Genomic DNA, 3816 nt, shown 5'->3' on the forward strand with positions numbered 1-3816 from the left:
CAACAGTGCCCATAGGCTTCATCAGCGCCTGACTGGCGAGCACGATTCCGGCCCTAGCCGCAGGATCGCGCAGGACGACCTAGTTACGAACCAGGCCGAGTGTTCCTGACATCCATCGGCACCATAGTTCTGCTTATCCGGCACGCGCGCGTCAGGGGTGTGGTGAACTACAAAGCAGACCCGTTGAGGTTATCAGTTCGATGCACAATCAGCAGCGCATAAAATATGCACAAGAACAGGAGCACCCTTCGCATTAAGCTGTGGTGGTAACAAGTAGTGCCGGGCTACCATCAGCGAGCATGATGCGCTCCCACAGCATTCGCCTTGGCAGTATGGAAGTTCCTCGCTCCAGTTCGGGCCGGTATCCACCTCGAGTGACCCCAGCCGCCCCTCATGCCAACCGAGCCCATTAAGCGCAGAGTCGGCCGCAACTATCTCGGGGACGCATAAACACGCAGCGATTTACCAAGGAGTTCGGCTAGGTCAATCCGCAATTCCCTTTGCCTGGCCGGAGATGCCGCGAGCAAACAATGTGTCCGGTCGCTACCAGATGGACTTTGTGGGCGGAGGATTGCACCAGACGCTTCAGCGCAGCGTCGTACGATGAATCGGAAGGCCCGGTAAGCAATTGAAGAACCGCTGACCACCTCCCATCCGACAATGCAAGGGTGCCCCGCTCCCAGCGCGACACGGTTGCCTGATCCACACCCATTAATTCAGCTAGGTGACTTTGCTTCATATGACGAAGCAACCGCGCCCTCCGCACCTGCCGCCCCCTGTCATTCGTCAACATTCTTCAGCACCTCAATGTCGTTCGTAGTGAGCCTCATTTTTTCAAGACCGCCGATGATGAGAGCCAGGCCTCGCTCGAATGCCGCGTCCGGACCGCCTTCGTAGACGATTTTCATCGCGCTCTGTAGGCGCGCCGGCATCGTAGACGCTGAGGTGGTCAACTGATCTTCGCCCCGCTCCTCGGCGTCTGCCTCGCTAGCTTGCTGCTCAAGAACAGCGCCGACGGTGAAGTAGCTGATTGCCATCAACGCATAGGTCGCGTCACCTGCCGAAAAGCCAGCATCGCAAAGGAAGCGAAGCTGCGCGTCGGCTTTTTCCATCTGCGGCGCGGCTGGCCGCGTCCCGGCATGAATACGCGCGCCATCGCGATAAGCGAGCAACGCCCGTCGAAAACTGCATGCATTGCCCTTCAGGAACGAACGCCAGTCGTCGTCATCCCTTGGCGTCGAATGCGTGTGATTTATCGTCAGCATGGCTTCGGCAAGTGCGTCGAGCAACGCACGCTTGTTCTTGAAATGCCAGTAGAGCGCTGGCTGTTGCACCCCGAGGCGCTCAGCCAGTCGGCGCGTCGTTAGACCTTCCATGCCCACGTCGTTAAGCAGTTCGAGCGCGGTTCGGATCACGGCCTCGCGTTGGAGCTTGTTCATTCGCGAATTCTCATGTTTGACAGCTTATCATCGATAAGCTTTAATGCGGTAGTTTATCACAGTTAAATTGCTAACGCAGTCAGGCACCGTGTATGAAATCTAACAATGCGCTCATCGTCATCCTCGGCACCGTCACCCTGGATGCTGTAGGCATAGGCTTGGTTATGCCGGTACTGCCGGGCCTCTTGCGGGATATCGTCCATTCCGACAGCATCGCCAGTCACTATGGCGTGCTGCTAGCGCTATATGCGTTGATGCAATTTCTATGCGCACCCGTTCTCGGAGCACTGTCCGACCGCTTTGGCCGCCGCCCAGTCCTGCTCGCTTCGCTACTTGGAGCCACTATCGACTACGCGATCATGGCGACCACACCCGTCCTGTGGATCCTCTACGCCGGACGCATCGTGGCCGGCATCACCGGCGCCACAGGTGCGGTTGCTGGCGCCTATATCGCCGACATCACCGATGGGGAAGATCGGGCTCGCCACTTCGGTCTCATGAGCGCTTGTTTCGGCGTGGGTATGGTGGCAGGCCCCGTGGCCGGGGGACTGTTGGGCGCCATCTCCTTGCATGCACCATTCCTTGCGGCGGCGGTGCTCAACGGCCTCAACCTACTACTGGGCTGCTTCCTAATGCAGGAGTCGCATAAGGGAGAGCGTCGACCGATGCCCTTGAGAGCCTTCAACCCAGTCAGCTCCTTCCGGTGGGCGCGGGGCATGACTATCGTCGCCGCACTTATGACTGTCTTCTTTATCATGCAACTCGTAGGACAGGTGCCGGCAGCGCTCTGGGTCATTTTCGGCGAGGACCGCTTTCGCTGGAGCGCGACGATGATCGGCCTGTCGCTTGCGGTATTCGGAATCTTGCACGCCCTCGCTCAAGCCTTCGTCACTGGTCCCGCCACCAAACGTTTCGGCGAGAAGCAGGCCATTATCGCCGGCATGGCGGCCGACGCGCTGGGCTACGTCTTGCTGGCGTTCGCGACGCGAGACTGGATGGCCTTCCCCATTATGATTCTTCTCGCTTCCGGCGGCATCGGGATGCCCGCGTTGCAGGCCATGCTGTCCAGGCAGGTAGATGACGACCATCAGGGACAGCTTCAAGGATCGCTCGCGGCTCTTACCAGCCTAACTTCGATCATTGGACCGCTGATCTTCACGGCGATTTATGCCGCCTCGGCGAGCACATGGAACGGGTTGGCATGGATTGTAGGCGCCGCCCTATACCTTGTCTGCCTCCCCGCGTTGCGTCGCGGTGCATGGAGCCGGGCCACCTCGACCTGAATGGAAGCCGGCGGCACCTCGCTAACGGATTCACCACTCCAAGAATTGGAGCCAATCAATTCTTGCGGAGAACTGTGAATGCGCAAACCAACCCTTGGCAGAACATATCCATCGCGTCCGCCATCTCCAGCAGCCGCACGCGGCGCATCTCGGGCAGCGTTGGGTCCTGGCCACGGGTGCGCATGATCGTGCTCCTGTCGTTGAGGACCCGGCTAGGCTGGCGGGGTTGCCTTACTGGTTAGCAGAATGAATCACCGATACGCGAGCGAACGTGAAGCGACTGCTGCTGCAAAACGTCTGCGACCTGAGCAACAACATGAATGGTCTTCGGTTTCCGTGTTTCGTAAAGTCTGGAAACGCGGAAGTCCCCTACGTGCTGCTGAAGTTGCCCGCAACAGAGAGTGGAACCAACCGGTGATACCACGATACTATGACTGAGAGTCAACGCCATGAGCGGCCTCATTTCTTATTCTGAGTTACAACAGTCCGCACCGCTGCCGGTAGCTATTGACTATCCGGCTGCACTAGCCCTGCGTCAGATGGCTCTGATCCAAGGCAAACTGCCAAAATATCTGCTGGCACCGGAAGTCAGCGCCCTGCACCATTATGTTCCGGATCTGCATCGCAGGATGCTGCTGGCTACCCTGTGGAACACCTACATCTGTATTAACGAAGCGCTGGCATTGACCCTGAGTGATTTTTCTCTGGTGCCGCCTTATCACTGTTGAAGGCCACCGCTCATCACGCGTTTGCTGACATTGAGCCCTGCCGGCCGATCGGCCTGAGACTCTCAGCACAGGAGACGGCGGGTGACGAGCGTATACTTTTTCGACGCTTGGTTGCGGTCGCGCTAGGCGTGGCCGCCGACGAACCCGCTGGTGTCGCCCTTGCGGAGCAGCGCAAGGCGGACCTTGCCACGACATCCCCTCGCCCGCCGATCGTCTAAATTCGTCGAGGTTAAGAAATTCCCGCTCCGGCGAGGCCATCACCATCACCGGCGTCAGGTAGTGGACATGGCAGCAGCGCACGCAGGGGCACTGTTGCAAAGTTAGCGATGAGGCAGCCTTTTGTCTTATTCAAAGGCCTTACATTTC

The 3816-nt window shown here is 58.6% G+C and carries 5 protein-coding genes and 1 pseudogene; 4 read left to right on the forward strand and 2 right to left on the reverse strand.

Features of this window, described 5'->3' with window-relative positions; genetic code table 11:
* Positions 1–478 precede the first annotated feature (478 nt).
* Positions 479–793: a helix-turn-helix domain-containing protein gene (locus PR675_RS21075; protein ID WP_061342203.1), complete on the reverse strand. Its 315-nt coding sequence runs from the start codon at positions 791–793 to the stop codon at positions 479–481.
* The gene (tetR(C), locus tag PR675_RS20270; RefSeq protein ID WP_001038045.1) at positions 780–1439 is read right to left on the reverse strand and encodes a tetracycline resistance transcriptional repressor TetR(C); all 660 of its coding nucleotides are present in this window, start codon (positions 1437–1439) and stop codon (positions 780–782) included. Before tetR(C) ends, PR675_RS21075 begins: the two co-directional genes overlap by 14 nt.
* Positions 1440–1531: 92 nt before the next feature.
* Between tetR(C) and tet(C) the strand changes: the two genes are divergently transcribed.
* The 4 genes and pseudogenes from tet(C) to PR675_RS20290 all read left to right on the forward strand — a co-directional run.
* Positions 1532–2722 carry a tetracycline efflux MFS transporter Tet(C) gene (gene tet(C), locus PR675_RS20275; protein ID WP_053409934.1) on the forward strand — a complete coding sequence of 397 codons (1191 nt, stop codon included), beginning with the start codon at positions 1532–1534 and terminating at the stop codon, positions 2720–2722.
* Complete coding sequence (locus tag PR675_RS20280) at positions 2626–2964, forward strand: hypothetical protein (protein ID WP_002310911.1); 339 nt, start codon at positions 2626–2628, stop codon at positions 2962–2964. The genes tet(C) and PR675_RS20280 overlap by 97 nt, the downstream gene beginning before the upstream one ends.
* Positions 2965–2968: 4 nt before the next feature.
* Positions 2969–3160 carry a hypothetical protein gene (locus PR675_RS20285; protein ID WP_009873362.1) on the forward strand — a complete coding sequence of 64 codons (192 nt, stop codon included), beginning with the start codon at positions 2969–2971 and terminating at the stop codon, positions 3158–3160.
* Between the two features lie 11 nt (positions 3161–3171).
* Positions 3172–3441: pseudogene (locus PR675_RS20290) on the forward strand (site-specific recombinase); the annotation flags it as partial.
* Positions 3442–3816 lie beyond the last annotated feature (375 nt).

It is taken from the genome of Providencia sp. PROV261, assembly GCF_028477945.1.
Lineage (GTDB): Bacteria > Pseudomonadota > Gammaproteobacteria > Enterobacterales > Enterobacteriaceae > Providencia > Providencia stuartii.

Coding starts and splice junctions, on each gene's coding strand:
- PR675_RS21075 (WP_061342203.1), bottom strand. CDS start 793: ATGTTGACGAATGACAGGGGGCGGCAGGTGCGGAGGGCGCGGTTGCTT.
- PR675_RS20280 (WP_002310911.1), top strand. CDS start 2,626: ATGGAACGGGTTGGCATGGATTGTAGGCGCCGCCCTATACCTTGTCTG.
- PR675_RS20285 (WP_009873362.1), top strand. CDS start 2,969: ATGAATCACCGATACGCGAGCGAACGTGAAGCGACTGCTGCTGCAAAA.